Source organism: Xylanibacter caecicola, assembly GCF_013166515.1.
GTDB lineage: Bacteria > Bacteroidota > Bacteroidia > Bacteroidales > Bacteroidaceae > Prevotella > Prevotella caecicola.
In genome coordinates this window covers 97503-120349 of record NZ_JABKKJ010000004.1, presented here as the reverse complement: position 1 = coordinate 120349, position 22847 = coordinate 97503, and the positions used below count along the sequence as shown (strand labels likewise).

Annotated in this window: 19 protein-coding genes; 12 read left to right on the top strand and 7 right to left on the bottom strand. The window is 42.8% G+C overall.

The genetic code is table 11. From position 1 onward, the window contains the following. Positions 1-33 precede the first annotated feature (33 nt). From rsxC to HPS54_RS04155, 5 genes are all read right to left on the bottom strand, one after another. On the bottom strand, positions 34-1386 hold the full coding sequence (rsxC, locus tag HPS54_RS04175) for an electron transport complex subunit RsxC (RefSeq protein ID WP_172344217.1): 1353 nt from the start codon (positions 1384-1386) through the stop codon (positions 34-36). Further along, positions 1383-2306: a Fe-S cluster domain-containing protein gene (locus HPS54_RS04170; protein WP_172344216.1), complete on the bottom strand. Its 924-nt coding sequence runs from the start codon at positions 2304-2306 to the stop codon at positions 1383-1385. The genes rsxC and HPS54_RS04170 overlap by 4 nt, the downstream gene beginning before the upstream one ends. A gap of 34 nt (positions 2307-2340) precedes the next feature. Beyond that, positions 2341-2760 (bottom strand): SoxR reducing system RseC family protein, encoded by a 420-nt coding sequence (locus HPS54_RS04165; protein ID WP_172344215.1) that lies wholly within the window; start codon positions 2758-2760, stop codon positions 2341-2343. Positions 2761-2900: 140 nt separating this feature from the next. Further along, positions 2901-3347, bottom strand: a complete 447-nt coding sequence (locus HPS54_RS04160) for a hypothetical protein (RefSeq protein ID WP_172344214.1) — start codon at positions 3345-3347, stop codon at positions 2901-2903. A 4-nt stretch (positions 3348-3351) separates the two neighbouring features. Continuing rightward, positions 3352-4875, bottom strand: a complete 1524-nt coding sequence (locus tag HPS54_RS04155; RefSeq protein ID WP_172344213.1) for a glycoside hydrolase family 10-like protein — start codon at positions 4873-4875, stop codon at positions 3352-3354. A gap of 634 nt (positions 4876-5509) precedes the next feature. On the opposite strand from HPS54_RS04155, the gene HPS54_RS04150 reads away from it, so the two are divergent. The 12 genes from HPS54_RS04150 (at position 5510) to HPS54_RS04095 (ending at position 20210) form a co-directional block, all read left to right on the top strand. Beyond that, positions 5510-5809 (top strand): DUF4491 family protein, encoded by a 300-nt coding sequence (locus tag HPS54_RS04150; RefSeq protein WP_172344212.1) that lies wholly within the window; start codon positions 5510-5512, stop codon positions 5807-5809. Positions 5810-5815: 6 nt separating this feature from the next. Then, positions 5816-6286, top strand: coding sequence for a 23S rRNA (pseudouridine(1915)-N(3))-methyltransferase RlmH (rlmH, locus tag HPS54_RS04145; RefSeq protein WP_172344211.1), 471 nt, complete (start codon positions 5816-5818; stop codon positions 6284-6286). Positions 6287-6323: 37 nt separating this feature from the next. Then, positions 6324-7547 (top strand): mannonate dehydratase, encoded by a 1224-nt coding sequence (uxuA, locus tag HPS54_RS04140; protein WP_172344210.1) that lies wholly within the window; start codon positions 6324-6326, stop codon positions 7545-7547. Positions 7548-7568: 21 nt separating this feature from the next. After that, positions 7569-8381 carry an SDR family oxidoreductase gene (locus tag HPS54_RS04135; RefSeq protein WP_172344209.1) on the top strand — a complete coding sequence of 271 codons (813 nt, stop codon included), beginning with the start codon at positions 7569-7571 and terminating at the stop codon, positions 8379-8381. A gap of 114 nt (positions 8382-8495) precedes the next feature. Further along, positions 8496-9983, top strand: a complete 1488-nt coding sequence (locus HPS54_RS04130) for a tagaturonate reductase (RefSeq protein ID WP_172344208.1) — start codon at positions 8496-8498, stop codon at positions 9981-9983. Between the two features lie 501 nt (positions 9984-10484). Then, positions 10485-13247, top strand: a complete 2763-nt coding sequence (locus HPS54_RS04125) for a hypothetical protein (protein WP_172344207.1) — start codon at positions 10485-10487, stop codon at positions 13245-13247. Beyond that, positions 13244-16621 carry an RHS repeat domain-containing protein gene (locus tag HPS54_RS04120; RefSeq protein ID WP_253951927.1) on the top strand — a complete coding sequence of 1126 codons (3378 nt, stop codon included), beginning with the start codon at positions 13244-13246 and terminating at the stop codon, positions 16619-16621. The genes HPS54_RS04125 and HPS54_RS04120 overlap by 4 nt, the downstream gene beginning before the upstream one ends. Before the next feature lie 21 nt (positions 16622-16642). Beyond that, positions 16643-17062, top strand: coding sequence for a hypothetical protein (locus tag HPS54_RS04115; RefSeq protein WP_172344206.1), 420 nt, complete (start codon positions 16643-16645; stop codon positions 17060-17062). 110 nt (positions 17063-17172) lie between these two features. Beyond that, complete coding sequence (locus HPS54_RS04110; RefSeq protein WP_172344205.1) at positions 17173-17625, top strand: hypothetical protein; 453 nt, start codon at positions 17173-17175, stop codon at positions 17623-17625. Positions 17626-17674: 49 nt separating this feature from the next. After that, positions 17675-18517: a hypothetical protein gene (locus HPS54_RS04105; protein WP_172344204.1), complete on the top strand. Its 843-nt coding sequence runs from the start codon at positions 17675-17677 to the stop codon at positions 18515-18517. A gap of 14 nt (positions 18518-18531) precedes the next feature. Continuing rightward, entirely contained in the window at positions 18532-18951 is a 420-nt protein-coding gene (locus HPS54_RS04100) for a hypothetical protein (protein WP_172344203.1), read from the top strand. Positions 18952-19058: 107 nt separating this feature from the next. Next, a complete protein-coding gene (locus HPS54_RS04095; protein WP_172344202.1) occupies positions 19059-20210 on the top strand; it encodes a hypothetical protein in 1152 nt (383 codons plus the stop codon). Between the two features lie 138 nt (positions 20211-20348). Here HPS54_RS04095 and HPS54_RS04090 read toward each other — a convergent pair whose 3' ends face one another. After that, positions 20349-21599 carry an ABC transporter permease gene (locus tag HPS54_RS04090; protein ID WP_172344201.1) on the bottom strand — a complete coding sequence of 417 codons (1251 nt, stop codon included), beginning with the start codon at positions 21597-21599 and terminating at the stop codon, positions 20349-20351. Continuing rightward, a complete protein-coding gene (locus tag HPS54_RS04085; RefSeq protein ID WP_172344200.1) occupies positions 21596-22798 on the bottom strand; it encodes a pyridoxal phosphate-dependent aminotransferase in 1203 nt (400 codons plus the stop codon). Before HPS54_RS04085 ends, HPS54_RS04090 begins: the two co-directional genes overlap by 4 nt. Between the last annotated feature and the right edge of the window lie 49 nt (positions 22799-22847).

Genomic DNA, 22847 nt, shown 5'->3' with positions numbered 1-22847 from the left:
TTAATCTATTGATTTTCTTTTAAAGCCACACACTTATTTCTTTGCATTGCGTGCCCTTATTATACCCATAACCGTGCTCTTTCCAAGACGGATATTGTCAAGCATAGGACGATGTGCCGGACATGTAAACTGGCATGAGCCGCACTCTATACATGATGTGATGTCTTCTTTCTCTACCCTGTCCCAATCGTGGAGAGAAGAAGCCGTAGCCAAAAGGTACGGTTCAAGTCCCATAGGACATGCGCTTACACACTTTGCACAGCGTATACACGGCTGCGGCGTCTTGCGCTTGGCATCGTCGTCGGTAAGAACGGTGATACTGTTGGTTCCCTTGCATACAGGCACATCTATATTATTGAGCGCCTTACCCATCATCGGACCGCCTGCAAGCACCTTGTTGTCGCCCTCGGGCATACCGCCGCATACATCTATCAGGTCGCGCATCGGAGTACCCATACGTACAAGATAGTTGCCCGGATTCTTCAGCTTTTTACCTGTAACGGTTGTATAACGTTCGAACAAAGGCTTGCGTTTCATAACAGCCTGATAAACAGCATATGCCGTACCAACGTTCTGAACAATAGCTCCAACGTTTACAGGTATGGCGGGAGGAGCCGGAACCTGACGTCTGATAACTGCGTCTACAAGTTGCTTTTCACCTCCTTGCGGATATTTTTGTGCCAGCGGAACAATCTCTATATTGGGATTTCCGGCTGTCTTCTCTGTAAGCAGTTTTATTGCAGCAGGCTTGTTCTCTTCTATACCGATATAACCCTTTGTAACCTTAGAGGCTTTCATAAGAAGCTCAAGACCTACAAGAATTTCATCGGCATGCTCAAGCATCAGTCTGTAATCGGATGTAATATAAGGTTCGCATTCAACACCGTTGATTATGACACACTCTGCCTTTGCCGTTGGCGGCGGGCAAAGTTTGATGAATGTAGGGAATCCCGCACCTCCCATACCGGTAACACCGGCAACCTTTATACGCTCTACTATCTCCTCCGGGGTGAGTTCGGGATGTGCGGAAAGTGTCTCAAGCTTATCCGAACGGTCTATCGTCTCTTCCCATTCATCACCTTCTACATTAATTATAATGACCGGCTGGCGATAACCAGTTGCATCAAAAACCGTATCTATCTTAAATACCGTTCCCGAAACAGAAGAATAAACCGGAGCGGAAACAAAGCCTCCCGCCTCGGCTATCATCGTGCCGACCTTTACCTTGTCACCCTTCTTGACAACAGGTTTTGCCGGAGCACCGATATGTTGCGAAAGCGGGAATATAGCCTGCTTGGGCAAAGCAGCCACTTGCGTTACGGCATCATCGGTAAGTTTGTTCTCTTCCGGATGCACACCACCTATTCTGAACGTTCTTAGTTTCATGCTTCTGTCTCCTTTTTATTTGATTCAACACTTGCCTTTGCAGGCTCAGCCTTTACCTCCTCACCTGTAGCCGGAGCTTCAACTTTCGGTTTACGTGGCGGGAAATTAACGGCAACTATCGCATTGGTGGGACATACAGCCTCGCACTTACGACAGAGCTTACATTTATTGTAATCTATATAAGATACATTATTTACTATCGTGATTGCCTCGAACGGACATTCCTTGGCACACTTGCCACAGCCTATACAAGCAGCCTTACATGCCTTCATGGCAACGGCACCCTTGTCTTTGTTTACACATCTTACATATACACGACGGTTTTTAGGTCCCTTTTTGCGCAACTCGATGATATGACGCGGACAAGCACTTACACAAGCACCACACGATGTACATTTCTCCTCGTCCACCTCCGGCAGACCAGTCTCCTCGTTCATGTGTATTGCATCAAACTTACATGCACTTACACAGTCACCGCATCCAAGACATCCGAAACCGCATGCTGTCTCACCTGCACCACAAGCATTCATTGCCGTACATGTACGCAGTCCGCCATATTCCGTGGTTTTCGGACGCAACTCACACGTTCCGTTACAACGCACGACAGCAACCATCGGTTCGGTGTTAGCCATTGCCATGCCCAACAAATCAGCCACCTTACCCATGGTCTCCGCACCACCAACCGGACAATTAAGACCTTCAAGAGATCCTTTATCGGCAGCTTTTACCAAAGCATCAGCCATACCGGAACAGCCGGGATAGCCACAACCACCACAATTTGCACCCGGCAAAGCCTCAAGAACCGTGCCAAGACGCGGGTCTTCATAAACAGCAAACTTCTTTGAGCATACGTATAGTATCACTGCTGCCACCAGCGCTATACCTCCCAATACGATTACTGCACTTAAAATAAAATCCATAATTTGTATTTGTTTTAGTTATTGTTTTTATATGTCATACATTTCTCTCTATGGTAAAAGATATTCTCTTGCGTATTTTATCTTTGCACAGATAAAGCAACACAAAATAAGGAATAAGTGAAAAAAGGCTTGCCAACGCGGCCGTCAGTTCGTTTCCTGAAACGCCAAGAACGGCAAAAAGCAACGCCACCACTATAATAAAAGGCAATACAAAACCAAGAACCACGGCAAACCAGCCCATGCTTTCTGAAGCAACCACCATTACCTCGTCGCCTATATTCAGTCCGGAAGTATCGGTGCCATACACGTCCACTGTCTTATCCTTTTTATCCGAAGCATGACAGTGTCCGGCAACCTTGCACGACACACATGCAGACGTTTGGACGATACGCACCTTAATACAATCACCCGTAACCGACTCTACCACACCTGAATGCTTAATTGTTGTATTCATGTTTTTCATTGCATATTTGCAATCTCGAGTTTGCAAATGCAAAAGTAACACTTTGTTTTAAAACAGCAAATAAAAATCTGCTTTTTATTCACCACACGTCTGCCTATCGTTCAACATACAAACATTTACGACAAAGCCGTTCAGGCTTTGTCGCTCATAAGTTTATCGAAAAACGCATCCAGATCCTTGTCCCAATCTTCCAACAAATCTCCACCAATGATGTTAAACTCGTCATCGACGAGATAAAGTTCGGCTATATGCCTGTGCTCCTCCCCTTCAAGGACAAAGCTGTAAGGTTTCAATATGCCAAGAGTTGAAACCACATCGTCAAGACGTTCCAGCTCCTCACGCAATATTTTGGTGGCAGCATCATAGAAGTTTTCGTTCTTTGTTTCTATCCACTGTTCTATCACACAACGCGTTATCTCGTTGTCATCATCATCATAGGCAACAAGTTCGCCTGTTTCCGGCGATACAAACAAATGTATGTCGGACATCAGACTACATTCATCCTGTGCAGGATACTTCTGTGCCAGTTTGTTCACAAAACGTTCGATCTGCCTGGCTATAGACATTCTCTCTTCCATATATTTACTTCTTCAATGTTTTTTTCTTTGGTTTACTCTCGTTACTCATCCTGTCAAGAGCCGTCACCACATATACCGTTTTACCCACGGAAACATCGGTCCGGGGCAGCTTATAAAACGTATCCGTCGTAACAGCCACTATATTTTCAGGATTTTCAATATCCGCTTTTTCATTTCCGGCAAACCTGTAGACTACATATTTCGCAGCAACGTCATCCCAACGTTTTCCTTTAGGAGCAGTCCAGAACAGCACATTGTCACCGTTCTGCATGGTAACAATCTTCATCTTGCGCACTTTGCCGGGAGCCTTGCCGTCTATGAACGGCATCAAGGGCTGCAACGCCGGTGTACGCCAATAAACATTCCGAAGTGCCGAACCATAGTTACCCACATTGTCCGTTACAGCCTTGGCATACCAAAGGACTGTGCCATTGACATTGTTCAGCCTGTCATGAAGTTGCCGTTTGGCAGACATCTGGTTTATCTTGGGATTATTCACATCAGCTTTCTTTACCGTGCGCTCAACATCCTCACCTATATAAAGAGGTCGGTTTCCGGCATATCGGTTCCACCACTTTATCAAAGTCTCATAATCGGCAGCCTTGTGTCCTATCTCCCAATACAGCTGCGGAACACAGTAGTCCACCCAACCATTGTTGACCCACATCAGCACATCGGCATACAGGTCGTCGTAGTTCTGCAGTCCGTTCGTATCACTGCCTATTTCCAGCGCACTCTTCTTGTTGCGATAGATGCCAAACGGCGATATGCCGAACTTCACCCAAGGCTTGACGCTGTGTATCGTATCGCACAACTGCTTTATGAATACGTTGACGTTGTCGCGTCTCCAATCGCCACGGTCTCGTATGCCGTTGCTGTATTTTGCAAACTCCTCCTCGTCCGGAATTGTCTGTCCTGCTGCCGGATAAGGATAGAAATAGTCATCGATATGCAATCCGTCTATATCATAACGACGCACAATATCCGAAACGACACGGCATATATACTCTCTGCTTTCGGGCTTTCCGGGATTAAGAATAAGTTGTCCGTCGTATGCAAAAGCCAGTTCCGGATGACGTATGGCTATATGGTTTCCTGCCAGTTCATGCGTGGTTTTGGTCTTTGCACGATACGGATTTATCCATGCGTGCAACTCCATGCCGCGCTTATGACACTGTTCTATCATCCACTGCAGCGGGTCCCAATAAGGTGTCGGCGCCTGTCCTTGCTTGCCTGTAAGAAAACGGCTCCACGGCTCTATGTCGCTTTTATAAAGGGCATCGCACTCCGGACGCACCTGAAATATGATGGCATTAAGCCCGTCTTTTTGAAGTTCGTCCAACTGATATTCCAGTGTTTTCTGCATTTTTTCTGTACCTAATCCCAGAAACTGTCCATTAACACACTGTATCCATGCTCCTCTGAACTCGCGCTTATGCCCCTTTCCGTAAACACCGGTCGAGGTTGCCGCAATAAGAAACGCCGGCAACAGGGCACGCAATAAAAATCTGTTTATATACCTTTTCATAGCAATGCCAAAATTAATATATTTAAAAATGATAGCCAAATAAAACATGACAAAAATCAAAAAGACACATGTCTGAGGCACACAAAAAGTGGCTTGCAATGCCGCCACTTTGCAAGAGATGACGTTTCAGGCTCTAAAAGGTGCCCTTTTGCAGCCTGATATGCCATGTTTCAGAGCCTAAAATGCCACCTTTCGAAAAGTAAAACAAAGCAAACTGATAATTAGCATGTTACAAAAAGCACAAAAATATCAGTCACACACAACCGTACCACAGCTCTCCAGAATGTCAAAAAAACTGCCGTAAGGCAGCATGTCGCATAAGAAACGGCAGCCAAAGACAGACCGAATATATCATCACCGACAACCGCCTGTCGAATTAATTTTACAGTAAAAGTGGAATACTGTTTGCCGTTTCATGAAAAAAGAGTATATTTGCATAAATCGAATTGCTCATGCAACCATTAGCCGGGTCGAAACCCGACATTCATTTTCGACTTTCTGCGAATATTCTTCGTATATTTGACTCACAAAATCGGCTTCGCCATCGCGAACCGGACTAAAGTCCGACTTTCGCTATTTTGTTTTATCGAATATTCTCCGTATATTTGCATTACACATAAACCAAAAACATAGAATGTACTTTACAGGAGTTATAATAGCCATACTGGCATTTCTCACAATCGGACTGTTTCACCCGATTGTTATAAAAACCGAATATTATACAGGTGTAAGATATTGGTGGGCATTCGTCGTTGCAGGCATAGCGTGCATTATAGCGGCATTGTTCATCAAAGATACCATCATATCCTCTGTCCTCGGAATTATAGGAGCATCGTTCCTATGGTCGGTACAGGAATTGTTTGAACAGCGTAAACGCGTGAAAAAGGGATGGTTTCCGATGAACCCCAAGCGCAAGGACGAATACAAGGAATGAGATAATATGAAAACACTTCTGATATTAACAGGAAAGACAACCGACAAAAACATTGCCGCCGGCATTACCGACTACACCGGCAGGATTGGTCATTACATGCCTTTTGAAACGAATGTAATACCGGAACTCAAGAACACCAAAAGCCTTACACACGAACAGCAGAAAGAGAAGGAAGGCGAACTTATACTGAAACAGATACAGACGGCGGACTTTGTAGTGCTTCTCGACGAGCACGGCAAGGAATACAGGAGCGTGGAATTTGCCTCATGGCTGCAACAGAAACAGCATGTGGCGAAAAGGCTGGTATTCGTCATCGGCGGTCCTTACGGCTTTTCCGACGCTGTATACAAAAGGGCAGATGAGAAAGTGTCGCTGTCTAAGATGACATTCTCGCACCAGATGGTACGCCTGATAATTACGGAGCAGATATACAGGGCATGTACTATTATAAAAGGTGAACCGTATCATCATGAATGATAAAAACATGAAATATTACTAATCATAATAAAACACAATGGAAAGAACATGGAGATGGTTTGGCAAGAACGACAAGATAACACTTGCCATGCTTAAACAAATCGGGGTGGAAGGCATCGTAACAGCCTTGCACGACGTGCCGTTAGGCGAAGTGTGGACACGTGAAAAGATACGTGACCTGCGTGAATATATAGAGAGCTATGGCATGAGATGGAGCGTGGTGGAAAGTCTGCCGGTAACGGAAACCATAAAGTACGGAGGACCGGACAGGGACGAACAGATAGAGATTTACAAGGAGAGCCTGCGCAACCTCTCGGCAGAAGGCATACATACTATATGCTACAATTTCATGCCGGTACTTGACTGGGCACGAACAGACCTTAACCACGACAATCCCAACGGCACTACAAACCTTTACTTCTCGTTTGCCGAGTTTGCATACTTCGACATACATATTCTTAAACGCGAGGGCGCAGAGAATGACTGGGCAAACTTCAAGATTGAAGGCATAGAACGTAACATTCTTGCAGAAGTCGATGAGATAAAGAAACGAATGACACCGGAGGACGACCACAAACTGGTGGAGAACATAATTGTCAAGACACAGGGTTTTGTCAGCGGCAACATTAAGGAAGACGACGAGCACCCTGTCGAACTGTTCCGCCAGTTGCTGGGACTCTATAAAGGCATAACAAAAGAACAGCTGCGCGAGAACATGAAGTACTTCCTCAATGCAATAATGCCTACATGTGAGGAGTGTGACATGTACATGTGCGTGCACCCGGACGATCCCCCCTTCTCTATTCTCGGACTTCCGCGCATAGTAAACAACGACGAGGACATAAACTGGTTCCTCAAAGCAGTTGACAATCCGCACAACGGACTGACGTTCTGCGCCGGTTCGCTCTCTGCCGGGGCACACAACAATATCGTTGAACTGGCAAAGAAATATGCCGACCGCACATGGTTCGTACACCTGCGCTCATGCCATATCTTCCCCAACGGAGATTTTACAGAGGCGTCACACCTTGGCGGACGTGCCGACATCATCGAACTGGCACGCATATTCGAGAAAGTCAATCCGGCTCTACCAATGCGTGTAGACCACGGGATGACAATGCTGGGCGATGAAGAGCGCAATTACAATGCCGGATATTCGTTCCTCGGACGCATGTTTGCACTTGGTCAGGTACAAGGAATACTTGCCACCGTAGACCGCGAACTGGGCATAGAATACAAACAACCCGGATTTTTTGAATAACATTATAAAACAACAAAACATATGAACGAGCTATTTAATATAAAGGATTATGTAGTGGTCATTACCGGCGGAACGGGAGTTCTTGGCAGATGTATAGCAAAGTATCTTGCACTGAACGGAGCAAAGGTAGTGATACTCGGACGTAAGGAAGAGATAGGACAGGAAATCGTAAATGATATAATGCAGGCAGGCGGACATGCCGAGTTCATGAAAACCGACGTAATGGACATCAATGCCGTGCAGGAAAACTGCGATGCCATAATAGCCAAATACGGTAGAATAGATACTCTTCTCAATGCGGCAGGCGGCAATATGCCCGGTGCCACGATTACTCCGGACAAGAATATATTCGATCTTGATGTGGAACACTTCCGCAAGGTTTTAGACCTGAACCTCACAGGAACAGTAATACCTACACAGGTATTTCTCAAACCTATGGTGAAACAGGGCAAAGGCTCAATTATCAATTTCTCGTCTATGGCAGCTTTCCGTCCGCTTACACGTGTCTGCGGATATGCCGCAGCAAAGGCGGGTATCAGCAATTTCACCGAGTTCATGGCAACAGAGTGTGCGAAGAAATTTGGCGAGGGAATAAGAGTCAACGCCATTGCCCCGGGCTTCTTCATCACCGAACAGAACAGAGCACTGCTCACCAATCCTGACGGCACATATACCGAGCGTGGGAACGACGTGGTGACACAGACGCCTTACGGAAGAATGGGCGCCCCAGAGGAACTTTGCGGCACAATACACTATCTTATGAGCGATGCAGCCAAGTTTGTTACGGGCACGGTTGCCGTTGTAGATGGCGGCTTCAACGTATTCACGATGTAACAACCGTCCGTAAACCTTTACGTTATTTTAACATCAAAATGCAATGTCACCTATTAAATAAAATAGTACCTTTGCATACAACGAGAAAAACAACGTTTAAAAACATAACAAATCATGAAAAAATTACAAGCTTTGAACAAACGGACTGCGCCCAAAAGCGTTATGCCCGAAAAGATCATCCAGTTTGGTGAAGGAAACTTCCTGCGTGCTTTCGTAGACTGGATTATCTGGAACATGAATCAGAAAACAGACTTCAACGGCAGCGTAGTGGTTGTACAGCCCATCGAGCGCGGTATGGTTGACTGGCTCAACGGTCAGGATTGTCTGTATCATGTGAACCTTCAGGGACGTGAGAACGGTCAGGCAGTGAACACACTTGAGCGTATAGACGTTATCAGCCGTGCACTTAACCCATATTCACAGAACCAGGCTTTCATGGCTCTTGCAGACCAGCCGGAAATACGTTTCGTCATTTCAAACACAACAGAGGCAGGTATTGCATTTGACGACACATGCAAATTTACAGACGCTCCCGCATCTTCATATCCCGGAAAGCTCGTACAGCTGCTTTACCGCCGCTTCAAGACTTTCAACGGTGACCCCAAGAAAGGTCTTATCATAATGCCTTGCGAGCTTATATTCCTTAACGGACATCATCTTAAGGAATGTATCTACAAGTACATCGAACTGTGGAAAGAAGACCTCGGTGCCGACTATGAGGCATTCAAGAACTGGTTTACAAACTACTGCTATGTATGTGCAACACTCGTAGACCGAATCGTTCCGGGCTTCCCACGCAAGGAAATCGCAGAGATACAGGAGAAGGTATGCTATGCTGACAACCTCGTTGTACAGGCAGAGATATTCCATCTTTGGGTTATAGAGAAGGCAGAGAACATGACATGCGAGGAACTTCGTGCAGAATTCCCTGCAGAAAAGGCGGGTCTCCACGTACTTATCGCAGAGAGCGAAAAGCCTTATCACGAGCGCAAGGTTACATTGCTCAACGGTCCTCACACTGTTCTTTCGCCTGTCGCATTCCTCAGCGGCGTAAACATTGTACGTGACGCATGCAACCATGAGGTTATTGGCAAGTACATCCACAAGGTACAGTTCGAAGAGCTTATGCAGACACTCAACTTGCCGATGGACGAGCTGGAGAAGTTTGCAGGTGATGTGCTTGAGCGTTTCAACAACCCGTTTGTTGACCATCAGGTTACATCTATCATGCTGAACTCATTCCCGAAGTTCTGCGCACGCGACCTGCCAGGAGTGAAGACATATCTGGAGCGCAAGGGCGAACTGCCTAAGGGACTTGTTCTGGGTCTTGCAGCCATCATCACTTATTACAAGGGTGGCAAGCGTGCTGACGGCGTAGAGATTGTTCCTAACGACGACGCTAAGATCATGCAGCTGCTTACAGATCTGTGGGCAACAGGAGACACACGCAAGGTTGCAGAAGGTGTTCTTGCTGCTAAAGACCTTATCTGGGGCGAGCATGGTGACCTTAACGCTATCCCCGGACTCACAGACATGCTTACAGGCTTCCTGAACGACATTCAGGAAAAGGGTATGCTTGAGACTGTCAAGAGCATTCTTTGAGCATCATAAGAGGTGAATAATACTAAAGGAGATAAAAGATAAAGACATTATATATCTGTATACAAGTCTGTATCTTTTACCTCCTTTTTCTTCTTTTACGTTATAAACAAACTACAATAACAACAACTACCACTAAAAACATCATCCGGACATTCAAAAACCATTTCCACTATAAAACAAACACCGATAAACAAGCCGGGGTTAAAATCATACAGTTCCCACAGAGGAAGAACCATTTGCCTTAATAACAAAAACCACTTCTCGTTATCATGGAAGTACCGCTAAAACACATTACACACAATAAACATGAAAACACGCATCTGCCTGATTCTTTCTATATACATCACATTTATAATCCAAGCAGCCGCACAACAGATGGCCCCCGGAGATGTCCCTACCCCAAACGCTTCAGATCTCGGACGGTACGGGGACATACCCGTATCATATTATACAGGAAGACCTGATATATCCATACCTATATATACTCTTAAAGTACGTGATATGGAATTTCCGCTAACATTGCAATATGATGCATCTGGAGTTATGGTCAACAGTCTGCCGGGATGGACCGGTCACAACTGGACACTTACAGCAGGAGGCGTAATTACCAGAATGAGGAATAATGTCTGTGACGAGTATATACCTGTATACCAAAGCACAATCGCTCCTTTCACAAACTATTTCAAGTCATGTCACAAACTGAAAGAAGACATGAATAATGAAAACGTCCTTAAAAACAATGTTTCATACAATAAATACGATTACCAGCCCGATATATTCACATTCAATTTTATGGGTAAAAGCGGTAAGTTCTTCTTAGGCAACGACGGACAGTGGAAAGTCCTCTGTGACGAGAATCTGGACATTATCTTCGATGTCGATGATGAGAACAATTACATATCACCTTTTATAGAAACGTTTCCCGGTGACATCACTTCAACGAAACAGCCTAAAGTGATAAAAGGATTCACGATAAGGGATGACCAAGGATATATATACGAATTTGGAGGAACAAACGATGCAATAGACTATACGACAAACTTCTTCAGACAATCCGATATTGAAAAAATCGAGTCGTTTTTTGCCACAAGCTGGTATCTTACATATATCAAGGACAGATTCGGCAATATTTTGTATGAACTGAAATATAAAAGAGGTAAGTTTATCGCACAGTTCTATAACACAGCCGTCTCATATTATATTTACGAGAAAGCCAAATTCTACGGATCATCCTATGGTCAGGAATTCAGCCATAGCAACTACAGTTTTCCATACGGAGGAGTTTTAAACTCTCCGGTATACATAGACAAAATAATCACTCCTTATAAGGTAAGCATTGAATTTGACACATCATATTCCAATACACCAACAAAGGATCTTTATCCCGGACTTGATGTATACAAATGTTTCAGTGACTATGATTACAGCGACGTCACCTTATTTTATTATCTACAGACCGACAAGAAGAACATCGCACAATATCAGTTTGAAGACAAACAAGGAAATAAATATGCAAATCCTCTTGCATCGACACGTCTAAACGAACTGCATAATATCATAATAAAATGGGGTGATTCTCCAGATATGATAATAGAACTTGACTATGATTATAACAGCAGAATGCATCTTACAGACGTAAGATTCTACGACCGGCAAAAAGAGTTTATGTCCGGAAGCTATCATCTCAACTACAACCATTACAACATGCTGCCCGATAATTATCTGTCAACAGAGACAGATCATTGGGGATTTTATAACGGCAGAGAGTGCAAGGCGGGGAACTTGAATATATACAATACAAGGAATTCAAATCCATCAACACTGCAATATGGTTTACTCTCGGAAATAATATATCCCACAGGAGGCAAAAGTGTTATGACATACGAATGCAATGATTTCTCTTCATGTGTATCGGCTGACAGGCAAACAATGAGAGACAGCACCGGAATTGCCGGCGGTGTCAGAATCAAGTCTATCACAGACTATTCAGATGTGGAGAGAAATGAAATTGCAAGGAAAAGAACTTTCAATTATAAAAATCCCAAGACCGGACTGTCAAGCGGTGAACTGTTCGCCGCACCACGATACAGTTGGAGCAACTGGATGGCAAGTCTTGAAACCAAAGAGGCCATAGCCATGCAGTCTGTCACCAGAAGCGCATCTATCATTCCTTTATCCAATTCCTTCGGACCACATATCGGTTATTCCTTTGTTGAAGAAGCGGAACAGGACGGCACGTATACAAGATACCACTATCAGAACATATCCGCATCAAAGGACGAACGATTTATAAAAGACTTCTCATTCGGAAAGCCCTCACCGTTTGACATGTTCACAGAAAAAGGATACAAAAGAGGAAAACTTTTGTCTGCGGAAACATACAACAACGAAAATTCCCTTATGAGAAAAATAAAATACGGATATACCAAAGAGAATGTAGAAACGGACTATGTGCTTTCTTCCAACCTTACTTACGTGAATTTTGGCAACTCCGCGACATTCGGCTATTTCACCGGCGGCATATACAAACTGTTGTTTCCAAAATACGATATAGTATCTGATACAACAATAACATTTTATGACAACGGAGAAACAATCGATTACAGACACTTTAATAAAGAAAACAAGAAACTTCACATCGATTATATATTCCCTCATGAAACTACAGTAAGACTCACTATGTCTGAGAGCATGACAAGAAACGGAGAAAGTATAAGTAAAGAATACATATATCCGTTCTCTGCCAATACTCCAGCTACAGAAAAATTAGGCTCTGAGATGTTCTGCATAAGACCTATAGCCTTGAAGAATTACACCAATAATATTTTTACAGGAGGATATAGAAAGAACTACCGCCTGTCGGATACAGGCATGCCAATACTCGATTCGTATATGCGTATTAACAATGATTTGTCAGAAGACACGATTGTCAAATATCATACATACTCGCCGACTTATGCCTTAAACTCATATACCGAAAGAGGAAAACCTGTAACCGACCTGAAATGGACACGAGACGAATCCTTCATAGAAGCAATAAATGTCGGCTCGGACGCTGACAAGAATAACGGTATGAGATCGTTTACCACCAGATACTTTCATGTACCTCTTCAAGGACTGAATGATATCTATTATCCAAACGGTCTTATTATATACTACAGCTACGACAGATTTAACAGACTGTTTGAGATTACGGACGAAGATTATCATCCGTTCAAAAGATACCGGTATAATACAAGAACCCAAAACAAAGTCTATCAATGAAGAAACTGTATATATCAATAATATTACTGTCATGTCTTTATATATGTTCCTACGGACAATCTCCCGGTGAGAATTATGTCAAGGAGTTGATCTTACTTGAACAGTACAGCTATGATGGCGATATAGACATAGACATTGAGGAGAACATAAAAGCTGTCAAGAACATACAATACTACGACGGCTTGGGGCGACCTACATTGAACGTCCGGGGAGGAGTATCACCGTCAGGAAAGTATTCATATACACTACAAACTTATGACTACGCCGGACTTTCAAAAGAACAATGGCTGCCGGTTGCAGGTGGAGTGACACCGGATTTTATGAGTAACGACACCTACGCCACATATTCAGGTTTCACATATAACGACAGTTTCGGATACAGTGAGAACAAATACGATGCCTTGGGCAGGCTTGTATCATCATCAACTCCGGGAGAAGCATGGCATTCAGCAGAAAAGATGACCCGCAAAAGGTATATAACCAATACGGCAGGTTCCGTTAAAAGATACAAAGCGCCATTGGACAAAATATCCCTCATACAGGACGGACACTATGCCGCAGGGACACTTACCGGTGAGGAAACGGAAGACGAGGACGGACATACCGTCATAGAGTATAAGGACATGTCAGGACATACGGTTCTCGAACGCCGCGACGGATGCAACGACACATATTTTGTATACAACGATTTGGGACACCTAAGATATGTCTTGTCACCTGAATATCAGAACTCAGGCTACAAGGCACTATACGCCTACGAATACAGATATGACGCAAGAGGACGGTGTGTAAAGAAAATACTGCCTGGATGTAAATACACTCAATTCTGGTATGACGATGCAGACAGGCAGGTATTCATGCAGGATGCCACACTGCGTGAACGCGGACTTTACAGGTTCTTTCTCTATGACCGTTTCGGACGGCTTGCCATACAGGGGACTTGCGACGGATGTACAAGAAACGGCAAGACAAACATAAGCCGTTATATGTCCACGGGAAACGGCATGCTTGGTACCGGATATCAAACAGACATACAGGGACAAATCATAAATCCGAAAATAGAGATTGTAAATTATTATGATGACTATGACTTCCTGAGACTTTATTCAGACGTCTTTCCACTTTTCATGGATAAAATGAACGCAGGAGGACACGAGTATTCCATAACAATGAATACGGGAACCATGATGGTGGCAAGTAACGGAGAAAAAATGCTTAAGGCTGTATATTATGACAAAAGAGGAAGGGTTACGGACATAAAGAGCATTTCACTCGGCAAGCGTCTGACAAGCGTACATAATGAATATACCTTTACCGACAATATCAAACGTACGGAACAGGAATACTATTCGGTGGACGGAGATGCAATAAAACTTGATTTAAGAAGCATCATCACCAACAACTACGAAGAGAACACCGGTGTGCTGCTGTCTGCCGACATGACAGTATACATTCCGGGAAAGGAAGAGAAAACACACCATATAAGCACTCTGACCTATGATGACCTCGGGCGCATAACCGGATGCCGGCGTAGCGGCAATGCAGGAAGAGTGTCATATGGTTACGACATGCACGGATGGACAAAAAGCATTGAAGGACCGGGATTTGAAGAAAGACTGCATTATGAAGACGGATACGGAACTCCTTGTTATAACGGCAATATAAGCAGCATGTCATGGCAGGCACCCGACTATACACAGAAACGCGGATACAAATTTACATACGACGGTCTGGACAGGCTTACAGAAGCCGTTTATGGAGAACGGGACGACATGAGCAACCTAAAGAACAGATATAATGAAAAGGTGGTGCAATATACATGTAACGGAGCGATTAAAAGATTTCAGCGCAGAGGACTTAAAGACGATGGAATACACGGGAAAATAGACAATCTGCACATAGCCCTTTCCGGCAACAGAATAATAAGGGTTGACGATGATGCGGAAGAGGTAAACAAATACGCATCGTTTGACTTTAAGGACAATGCCTCAAACAACATTGAATACACATACAACAGTGTAGGGGCATTGGTCAGCGATGCGAACAAGGGAATAAAGAATATAGAATACGACAATCTGAACAATCCCAAACGGATTATTTTCTCAAACGGATCCGAGATTTCATACGTATACAGCCCTGACGGGAGAAGATTGAAAAGGACACACGTCATGGATTTACGCAGTGCCATGGTAGGACGGGACACGCTGGAACTGGTCAAGGACACAATAATGGAACCTCATGAAGGAAGTATTGTTTCACGAAAATCCATAATGGCACCGGATAACATTGCAATTAAATACATTATTTCGGATGTGACCGAGTACAATGACAACTTAGTATATGACAACGGGCTGGTGTTATTCATGTTCCCCGGAGGATATTTGTCCTTTTACCCGAAAAACAACCAAACACCTAATCTATATTATTATACCAAAGACCATCTTGGAAACAACAGGGCTGTTGTCTGTGAAAACGGTGATATTAAACAGATCACCCACTACTATCCGTTCGGCGGAGTATTTGGTGATGCAGCGATAAACGCATCGTTCCAGCAATATAAGTACAACGGAAAGGAACTGGATACGATGCACGGACTGAACATGTATGACTATGGGGCAAGGATGTACAATCCTATCCTGCTGGTGTGGGACAGGATGGATCCGTTTTGCGAAAAGTATTACCACATCAGTCCGTATGCCTATTGCGGAAATAACCCGGTGAACAGGATTGATCCGGATGGGAAAGACTATTGGAGCACATCGGATGCAGATCGGATGATAGATTTTATCAATGCTCTTGGCAGGGGACAGACCCAGTTTGATTTTTCAGATTGGCAACATGCAACAGATGCAGAATTTACAGGGCACTTAACCTATAATGATGAAACAAAGAAGTTTTACACCTATTATACAGACATAGTTAATGGGGAAGTCACTGTTGTCTCTAAATCATTCGATGCAAATCTTAAACCTGTATCATCATCCGGATACGGTTATCCCGGTGCATTTGTATATGAGCCATTAGACGGTTTCTTGCTGAATCTAAACCATATACTAAGCGGAACAACATATTATGATGGATTTGCTCATTGGAATGTCAATTCCGACGGAAGAATTACAGGTTTTGCTCCTATTACCGGCATAGCTCCCACATTTGGAAAAAACAATAAATTCGTTGGTGGAAAACAGAAAATGGGACATGCCATTGGAAAGATGTCAGGAAATCGTATGGTACAAAAGGAACAAACAAAATCTTTAGCTAATAAATATAATTTAAATAAGAAAGAAAGAAGACTTCTACACGATGAAATCAATCATCAGGGGTTAGGTTATCACGAAATTGAAGAATTCATACACGATTTTTTCGGAAAATAATCAATAAAACAAATAACAACTATGAAAGAATTAGAAGAACTTGTAGGACAAAAGGTTATTTACAGCAGTGCTGGAGGAGGAATGGGACCAATTCTTCTTATTACTGTAGAGAATGACAATAGTATTTGGACATGGTGTTATTGGGAAATTTGGAGAGAAGACGAGCTTTTAGGAACGGTCAACGATGACGATACTCCTAATACCGGAAAGATGGCTGTAGCAACGCATCAGTTATTAGGAAAAGAAGTACAATACGTGCGGATGGATGAGGAACGTAACCTCAAAGTTTTATTTGAAGACGGGCTACAGCTTTATCTTTATGTATATGATGAAAATGATCCGATGGAGGAAAGATGGGAATATTGGATACCGCGTCTGAATAAAGCATATGTAGTAATGAGCAACAAAGAGATTAAAATCGAACAATATAGTGAGTCATAAAAAACAATAACTAAGCTTTAAGGTTAGTTGATATACATCTTGAACTACCTTATGGTATAAGGCTGATGTTCCAATGAAAACATTAAATAAAATTGAAAAGAATATATAGAATGGAAGAATTAGAAGAACTTGTAGGACAAAAGGTTACTTACAGCAGTGCTGGAGGATTGGGATCTATTCTCCTTCTTACGGTTGAGAACGACAACAGCATCTGGACATGGGGATATTGGGAAATCTGGAGAGAAGACGAACTTTTAGGAACGGCTTACGATGACAATACGCCTAATACAGGAAAGATGGCTGTAGCAACGCATCAGCTATTAGGAAAGGAAGTACAATATGTGCGGATGGATGAGGCACGTAACCTCGAAGTCTTATTTGAAGACGGACTGCAACTGTACGTTTATGTGGAAGAAGAAGGAATAGAAGATCCCATAGAGGAAAGGTGGGAATATTGGATACCGCGTCTTGATAAAGTATATGTAGTAATGATCAACAAAGAAATTAAAATCGGAAAGTATTATGAATATAATGAATCATACGAAACAATATCTGAACTTTAAGGTCAATTGATATACATCTTAGCTTGATGCATAACATCGCATTTTTAATATGGAAAGATTTACACATCACTTTTTACAAGTTTTACGCACAAAGGCAACGACCGTGCTACGGACAATTGTATATACAATTATCATGCTTGGAGCTTTCTGCCGCTCCAATGCAAAAGAATATAAGCCCGTGATACAGAATATTGACAGTATCCTCATATCTCATTCAGACTGGTATTTAATGACCGATTGTGACGTCTCTTGTATGAATTTTGAAGTTGATTTTGCCAGCAAAATAAGGAGATATAAAATAAAGGACAGGCGTATTATTAATAATTTGCATGATATGCTCAGAAATCTCGAACCATCAAGGAGACAAACTATGGATGTAAGATGCAAAATATATTTCTACTCATCTGACTCTGTCAGAACGGCCTGTATGGATAGAGGCTATATGTTTATGGAGGGATATTTCTTTAAAGTCTCACAGGAATTAAAAAACTATATCGACAGTATTGTCTGTAAAGAAGATTACGAGGAAAAGCATACCGTAGTTCAAGAACGCCGCGTTGAAAACATCATGATAGCCGGCAAGGACACATTAAGAAGATATCTGAAGAAAGCAGCAGACAGTCTGTATAAAATTCCCGATATTCCGGACACTATAGAATTAAAGGGATTTTGCAGAATGGACATTATGGGAAATACTACTGTTGTGAATGTATTGATTAAAAACAAGACTAAAGAAAAAACTGTTATCAATCCGGTCGTCAATCATATAATGGAGTTATACAAGAATGAGATAAAATGGCAGCCAAATAAAGAACGCCTGCCTTTTGATTTTGTTCCGATAAATCTAACATTCGTCTTTAGAAAAAACGAAGAAGAAATCCAACATCAATAAAACAAATAACAACTATGAAAGAATTAGAAGAGCTTGTAGGACAAAAGGTTATTTACAGCAGTGCTGGAGGAGGAATGGGACCAATTCTTCTTATTACTGTAGAGAATGACAATAGTATTTGGACATGGTGTTATTGGGAAATTTGGAGAGAAGACGAGCTTTTAGGAACGGTCAATGATGACGATACTCCTAATACCGGAAAGATGGCTGTAGCAACGCATCAGTTATTAGGAAAAGAAGTACAATACGTGCGAATGGATGAGGAACGTAACCTCGAAGTTTTATTTGAAGACGGGCTACAGCTTTATCTTTATGTATATAATGAAAATGATCCGATGGAGGAAAGATGGGAATATTGGATACCGCGTCTGAATAAAGCATATGTAGTAATGAGCAACAAAGAGATTAAAATCGAAAAATATAGTGAGTCATAAGAAACCATGTCAGAACTTTAAGGTAACACGGAACTAAATTAATATGAGCATAGCATTGTAAAATACCATAAACTAAAAACATTATACCTAAAACCAAGAACTACAAAATGCAGATATATTTAACTACAATAATAATTGTAATCCTGTCACAGGCTGTGACAAATGCGTATGCACAGGAAAAAAGGACTGACTTACACTCCTATCGTGCAGGTGATGAAATAAGAAAACAGATCATTACATACAAGAATGAAGGAGGAAACGGCAAGGATGTTGTATGGGATTTCAGCGATGTTGACATTCTTGACAAGAATTACACGGTAACCTATTCATCCGTTGCCGATAACAAGAATACCATAGTCGGGATAGAGAATAAAACCAGATATTATTACACAGAGCATGCAGACACCCTGATAAAAAACGGTTATGAGAACAGCACCACACGCATCTGCTACGACAGACCGGAAGCCATACTGCACTACCCTATTACATACGGTGACAAAATCAGCGGTGTATTTCACGGTACTGCCGCATATTCCGAGCGTATGATGTCAAGGATATCAGGAATATACGAGGTTGAATCTGATGCGACAGGGACACTTATTCTGCCGGAAGAAAACATACTATACAACGTCATAAGGGTACATAGCAGGAAACTTGTAGGATGGCAAAACATGAAATATATATTGACGGAACAGGAACTTGAAACATACATCGACAGCATTGTACCATATAATACGGACAGTATAATGACCATATCCGACAAAAATATTCCTGTAATGGAAATAAACAGATACAGCTGGTATGCCACAGGATACAGATATCCAGTTATAGAGACCACTGCCATAAGCGATGAGAGTGGCTCCCCCGTATGTCTGACTGCCCTTTATTGTCCTGTATCAGAGCAGGAGCTTCTTTACGATGAGGATAACAGGATGGTACGTGAGAACATAGAAACAGAAAAGAATAATCCGAACGTCGATATTGATACGGATAAAAATAAAAGAACGGATGAACTTTTCCAATATAAAACAAGTATCGAAGGAGGTATAATTGACATTGAATACAGTCTTAGTAAAAAGGTTGATATAAAAATACTTGTATGTGACATTACCGGAATAGTATATAAAAGTAGGAATATACAAGGTGCCACAGGAGAAAGCAGCAATGTCAGCATTGACTGCAACGGGCTTAGACATGGAGACTATATACTGTATATCAACGTAAACGGCAAAACATACAGCTGTAAGGTCTTAATATAAAAAACGGCTTGGAAGTACCATCGCCTCGTGACGAAAAACACCGGTAACAATAAAGCTATGCTTTACGCACCATAAAGCTATGGGTTACGATACGTAAAGCATAGGGTTAGACATCGTAAAGCATAGCTTTATGAAACATCACTCATATTTCATTGACTTTGCAGGATGAATGTGCGAGACAATATAACTCGGGGCTATAAGCACAAAGACACTTGCAAGAAGCGTCACAACATTAAGTATGATGATAAACATCACATTGAATTCCACCGGAACAACACTCACATAATACGTCGAGGGGTCGAGTTTTATAAGTCCCGTAAAATGCTGCAATGCAATCAAACCCACACCTATAGCGTTCCCTATAAGCATACCCCGCCCTATTATAAATACGGAAAACCATATAAAGATATGGCGTATGGTCTTGTTCCTGCATCCTAAAGACTTGAGTATGCCTATCATATTTGTTCTTTCAAGGATTATGATGAGCAGTCCTGAGACCATTGTAAATCCGGCAACACACAGCATAAGAACAAGGATAATCCATACGTTAAGGTCAAGAAGGTCGAGCCATGAGAATATTTGCGGATACATGTCCTGAACCGTCATCGATGAGAAGATCTCACCATATCTGTCTTCTGTTCTGTTCACTTTGTCTATCACCGCATTCTCAACCGCAGGAAGATTGTCAAAATCCTTAACAGTAAGCTCAGCCCCGCTTACCCGGCAATTATCCCAACCGTTTAACTTTACTGCCGTATATAAATCGACAAAACATACGGAGTTGTCAAACTGGGCAAGATTTGTCTCGTATATGCCGGACACATTGAAGCGCCTCGCCCTCACATCCGCATCGTTTATAAAATAGGCATATATCTTGTCTCCTGCATGTATTCCCAACTTATCGGCTATAATCTTGGAGATGACAATCTTGTTGCTGCCTTTCCTACTGCTGAAATCCGGTATGCTGCCTTCTATAATATTATTGTGTATAAACGTAGTATCGTATTCGCTGCATGCAATACCTTTAAACATCACGCCGAGAAAATCACGATCTGTCTTTAGCAATCCCTGCTTAAGGGCATATCTCTGCACATGTTTCACACCATCTATTGCAACAAGACAGCCTGCCATACTGTCCGGTATACATACCGGATGCTGTTCGCTGCCATGCAGACTCTTGAAGTTTGCCACCGTTATATGACTGCCAAAGCCTATGACCTTGTCGCGTATAGTATGTTTGAAGCCAAAAACAACCGAAACGGAAACAATCATTACGGCAAGCCCTACAGCCACACCGATTGTGGCTATCTGCACTGCCGGACGGCTGACTTTACGATCTTTTGCCCTATCGTAATATATACGGCGGGCTATGAAAAGTGGCAAACTCATTCTTCAACCCTTCCCGGATAAGCATCCAAAGCCTTGCGCAACACGACAAGGGCACGTGTAAGGTCTTCTTTATTCAGAACGTAAGCGATACGCACCTGATTGATTCCTGCTCCGGGAGTTGTATAAAATCCGCTTGCCGGAGCCATCATCACGGTTTCGCCCTCATAATTAAATTCTTCCAGACACCACCTGCAGAACTTCTCACTGTCATCGACAGGAAGCTTTGCCACCGTATAAAAAGCCCCCATAGGTATAGGTGAATATACGCCTGGAATGCGGTTCAGCCCGTCGATAAGACATTTACGACGCTCTACATATTCATCGTAAATCTCACGGTGATACTCTTCCGGAGCATCGAGCGAAGCTTCGGCGGCAATCTGACCGATAAGCGGAGGTGACAGACGTGCCTGGCAGAATTTCATAACAGCCTTACGCACCTCAAGGTTCTTTGTTATCAGTGCACCGATACGTATGCCGCATTCGCTGTAGCGCTTGCTTACAGAGTCTATCAGCACCACATTCTGTTCTATACCCTCAAGATGACAGGCACTTATATAGGGAGAACCGGTATAAATATACTCTCTATAGACTTCATCGGAGAAAAGATACAGATCGTATTTCTTCACCAGATCCCTTATCTGGTTCATCTCCCGCCTTGTATATAGATAGCCCGTAGGGTTGTTGGGGTTGCATATAAGAATGGCACGTGTCCGCTCGTTTATCAGTTCTTCAAACTTCTCAACCTTCGGAAGCGAAAATCCTTCGTCTATCGTTGTGGATATAGTCCTTATTCTTGCACCTGCCGATATGGCAAAAGCCATATAGTTGGCATATGCAGGTTCGGGCACAATGATTTCATCTCCGGGGTTAAGACATGAAAGAAATGCAAAAAGAACCGCCTCACTGCCACCACAGGTGATGATAATGTCGTCTGCCGACACGTCGATATCATACTTCTTGTAATATCCTACCAACTTCCTGCGATAACTTTTATACCCCTGGGAGGGTGAATACTCAAGTATGTTACGGTCTATATTGCGTATTGCGTCTATCGCAACCTTCGGTGTGGGAAGGTCGGGCTGACCTATATTAAGGTGATAGACCTTTATTCCTCTGTTCTTTGCAGCGGCAGCAAGCGGAGCCAGCTTACGTATCGGCGACTCCGGCATTTCTATTCCGCGGTTAGATATTTGTGGCATAATAAAAGTTTCCTTTTCTTTTTCTATTAATGTTACCGTACATGGGGCA

Bases quoted from the DNA above. Each gene is read 5' to 3' on its own strand.
- HPS54_RS04150 (WP_172344212.1), top strand. From the start codon at position 5,510: ATGTACTTTACAGGAGTTATAATAGCCATACTGGCATTTCTCACAATC.
- HPS54_RS04155 (WP_172344213.1), bottom strand. From the start codon at position 4,875: ATGAAAAGGTATATAAACAGATTTTTATTGCGTGCCCTGTTGCCGGCG.
- HPS54_RS04105 (WP_172344204.1), top strand. From the start codon at position 17,675: ATGGAAAGATTTACACATCACTTTTTACAAGTTTTACGCACAAAGGCA.
- HPS54_RS04110 (WP_172344205.1), top strand. From the start codon at position 17,173: ATGGAAGAATTAGAAGAACTTGTAGGACAAAAGGTTACTTACAGCAGT.
- HPS54_RS04135 (WP_172344209.1), top strand. From the start codon at position 7,569: ATGAACGAGCTATTTAATATAAAGGATTATGTAGTGGTCATTACCGGC.
- HPS54_RS04085 (WP_172344200.1), bottom strand. From the start codon at position 22,798: ATGCCACAAATATCTAACCGCGGAATAGAAATGCCGGAGTCGCCGATA.
- HPS54_RS04100 (WP_172344203.1), top strand. From the start codon at position 18,532: ATGAAAGAATTAGAAGAGCTTGTAGGACAAAAGGTTATTTACAGCAGT.
- rlmH (WP_172344211.1), top strand. From the start codon at position 5,816: ATGAAAACACTTCTGATATTAACAGGAAAGACAACCGACAAAAACATT.
- HPS54_RS04170 (WP_172344216.1), bottom strand. From the start codon at position 2,306: ATGGATTTTATTTTAAGTGCAGTAATCGTATTGGGAGGTATAGCGCTG.
- HPS54_RS04130 (WP_172344208.1), top strand. From the start codon at position 8,496: ATGAAAAAATTACAAGCTTTGAACAAACGGACTGCGCCCAAAAGCGTT.
- HPS54_RS04165 (WP_172344215.1), bottom strand. From the start codon at position 2,760: ATGAATACAACAATTAAGCATTCAGGTGTGGTAGAGTCGGTTACGGGT.
- rsxC (WP_172344217.1), bottom strand. From the start codon at position 1,386: ATGAAACTAAGAACGTTCAGAATAGGTGGTGTGCATCCGGAAGAGAAC.
- HPS54_RS04115 (WP_172344206.1), top strand. From the start codon at position 16,643: ATGAAAGAATTAGAAGAACTTGTAGGACAAAAGGTTATTTACAGCAGT.
- HPS54_RS04095 (WP_172344202.1), top strand. From the start codon at position 19,059: ATGCAGATATATTTAACTACAATAATAATTGTAATCCTGTCACAGGCT.
- HPS54_RS04120 (WP_253951927.1), top strand. From the start codon at position 13,244: ATGAAGAAACTGTATATATCAATAATATTACTGTCATGTCTTTATATA.
- HPS54_RS04090 (WP_172344201.1), bottom strand. From the start codon at position 21,599: ATGAGTTTGCCACTTTTCATAGCCCGCCGTATATATTACGATAGGGCA.
- HPS54_RS04125 (WP_172344207.1), top strand. From the start codon at position 10,485: ATGGAATTTCCGCTAACATTGCAATATGATGCATCTGGAGTTATGGTC.
- HPS54_RS04160 (WP_172344214.1), bottom strand. From the start codon at position 3,347: ATGGAAGAGAGAATGTCTATAGCCAGGCAGATCGAACGTTTTGTGAAC.
- uxuA (WP_172344210.1), top strand. From the start codon at position 6,324: ATGGAAAGAACATGGAGATGGTTTGGCAAGAACGACAAGATAACACTT.